The following is a 2571-nucleotide window of genomic DNA, read 5'->3' as shown; positions in this document are numbered from 1 at the left end:
TTCTCAAGGAGATGATAACTCTCCTTATGGGAAGATACCAGAAAACTGGCTTCTCTCAACTCTAGATAGTGTATCCAATCTTTACACTGGAAACAGTATTAACGCTACTGAAAAGAAAAAATATTTTTCTGGAGTAGATGGGGTTAATTATATCGCAACCAAGGATGTCAATTTTGATAGCACTATTAATTATGATAACGGCATTAGAATTTCCGATAGATATTTATCAAAATTCAAAATCAGCTATTCCAATTCTGTATTGATGTGCTTAGAAGGTGGTAGTGCTGGACGCAAAATAGGGTTATTGGAACAAGATGTTTGTTTCGGTAATAAATTATGTAGCCTATCCTTTTATTATGGAGAAAATAAATGGCTCTACTATTTTCTTCAAAGCCCGCAATTTCTCAGTGATTTTCAGGAGAGTAAATCTGGTATAATTGGTGGAGTTAGTATCAAAAATTTAGGAAACATAACAATTTCTCTACCTCCTCAAAAAGAACAGAAATGCACTAGTTCTAAAGTTGAGAAACTTTTTGAAAAAGTAAATCAACTTTGGAAATGATTCTTCTCATCTCTTCATGGTTAGAAATAGGGATTAATAACTCAGAAATACTGGTACTATTTAATGTTTTTCCTTTAATAGCATCTTTAGAATTGCCTGAAGTAGAGATAAGTGGCAAAAATATCATCAAGTAATCTCTGATAATATTTTCTTTATTAGCATAGGGGAATATCGATATAATAGCTTCATTATGAGTGGCAGGAATATCCAATATGGCGACTTTTCCAATAGATAATTTAAAACTCATTAATAAAGTTCCTTTAGGTGAAATGTCTATTTTCTTTGATTTTAATGCTAATTTAGAAATAGATTCTCTCGTATTAGTTACATAACCAGATATAGGCATATCTGATATAGATACCCAAGGTATTTCAGTTCCCCAAAAAGTAGCTTCACTGCGTGGAGGAGTTTTTCCTATTCTGAAGTTAACTAGGCTAGCAAATTTAATATATCTCCATGCTTCTGGGATTTCATATACAGGATAAGAGGTTGTTTCATCTTTGTTCCCATAAGGAGAGCCATAATCACAAAAATAGCAGAAAGTCTATCCGACTTCCTGCTATTTTTTACCAATTAACAATTTTATCTACAATATTTTGTTGTTCAGTAGCTGTTTTCCTTAGATAGATTCGAGTAGTTTCTATACTTTCGTGTCCCATCAAATCTGCAAGCAAAGCGATATCGTTATACTTCTCTAAAAAATTCTTAGCAAATAAATGCCTAAAAGAATGAGGGTAAATTACTTTAGGATTCATTTTGTATTTATCCGCATAATTTTTTAACTGTTGAGCAACTCCTCTTGCTGTAATTGGTTCGTTAAATTTGTTCAAAAATAAGTAACCACTTCGGCGATTTTCTGTCTCTAAGCATTTTAGACAACTATTTCTTAATCTTTTAGGAATGTACAGTCTACGAATTTTACCACCTTTTGAGTAAATATCAAAATAACCAATTTCAACATGTTCTACTTTTAATTTAATAAGTTCACTTACACGAGCTCCAGTTGCACCTAAAAACCATACAACAAAATGCCATTTTAAAATACCATCTTTTTTCAAACTACGTTTAAGAAAAAGATAATCAGCATGACTAATGACATCTTCTAAGAATGGCTTTTGCTGTACTTTGACAAATTTTAATTTCAAATCATCATGACCAATAAAAGCCAGATATTTATTTACTCCTTGTAGTCGCAAATTGATAGTTTTAGGTTTAAAATTGTCTAATAAATATCCTTTGTATTCAAATAAATCTTCCATTTTGAGTTCGTAATTTTCCAAGAAAAATCGAACACCATAAAGGTACGAACGCACAGTATTTTCAGCTAAACCAGATTTCTTCAAATGTAATTCAAAATCTTTCAATGTAAAACTCCTATCTTATGTTTGATAGAAATTCCACCGCACGTAAAACTATTATACTAAATTAGTGCGTCAATGATATTGATAGATTGTTCGATTTTATCAACGATTCTGGATTGTTCGGATAGTGGGGGGAGAGGAATTAGATATTCTTTTATAGTTTTCGTTAATAATTCTTTTTGTTTTGTACTACCCGATGCTTTTTCTTCAATAACTGACTGCACAATAGGAGAGGAAAGAAAATTATAGATGAAATGGTAGTTAATAAATCCCGATAAGACTCTTATGACTGTAACATGGCTATCTGCAACAGCCCAGCCATAAGGATTTTTATTTTCACTGTAAATAGCTAATCTTCCTAACGTACCTAAACCTGTTGAATTCCACATTAAATCACCATCTCTTAATAATCTTTCTTCCTGGTAACTATTAACTGTTTCAGGAGCAATAAATTTTGCTAAGTCAATGGAAAAACCAGACCATTGGTTACATTTCTGAGCAATCACAGGGTACATAGGAATATTTGAATATTTTGGAGATTTCCCTCGTTGAATGTAGGAGGTTATATCGTTTAACCTCACCCATTCCCAACTTACTGGTATTTCATAGGGTACTTCCTCATAAGGAGAGTTATCATCTCCTTGAGAA

Annotated in this window: 3 protein-coding genes and 1 pseudogene; 1 reads left to right on the top strand and 3 read right to left on the bottom strand. The window is 32.1% G+C overall.

Going from position 1 to position 2571, the window contains the following annotated elements:
• Positions 1–562, top strand: a 562-nt coding sequence (locus MK370_RS11295; RefSeq protein ID WP_268685321.1) for a restriction endonuclease subunit S, incomplete at its 5' end; no start/stop codon positions are given.
• Here the strand turns inward: MK370_RS11295 and MK370_RS11290 are convergent.
• The 3 genes and pseudogenes from MK370_RS11290 to MK370_RS11280 all read right to left on the bottom strand — a co-directional run.
• Positions 516–1106, bottom strand: a pseudogene (locus MK370_RS11290) (restriction endonuclease subunit S); the annotation flags it as partial. The gene MK370_RS11295 and the pseudogene MK370_RS11290 overlap by 47 nt on opposite strands.
• Positions 1107–1128: 22 nt before the next feature.
• The gene (gene psrA, locus MK370_RS11285; RefSeq protein ID WP_268685320.1) at positions 1129–1926 is read right to left on the bottom strand and encodes a tyrosine-type DNA invertase PsrA; all 798 of its coding nucleotides are present in this window, start codon (positions 1924–1926) and stop codon (positions 1129–1131) included.
• 56 nt (positions 1927–1982) lie between these two features.
• Positions 1983–2571: restriction endonuclease subunit S (locus MK370_RS11280; RefSeq protein ID WP_268685319.1), on the bottom strand; the 589-nt coding region annotated here is incomplete at its 5' end.

Origin of the sequence: Streptococcus sanguinis (assembly GCF_026781265.1) — a bacterium.
Taxonomy (GTDB): domain Bacteria; phylum Bacillota; class Bacilli; order Lactobacillales; family Streptococcaceae; genus Streptococcus; species Streptococcus sanguinis_T.
The sequence above is the reverse complement of the archived record's forward strand: the minus strand, read 5'-3'. Positions and strand labels throughout refer to the sequence as shown.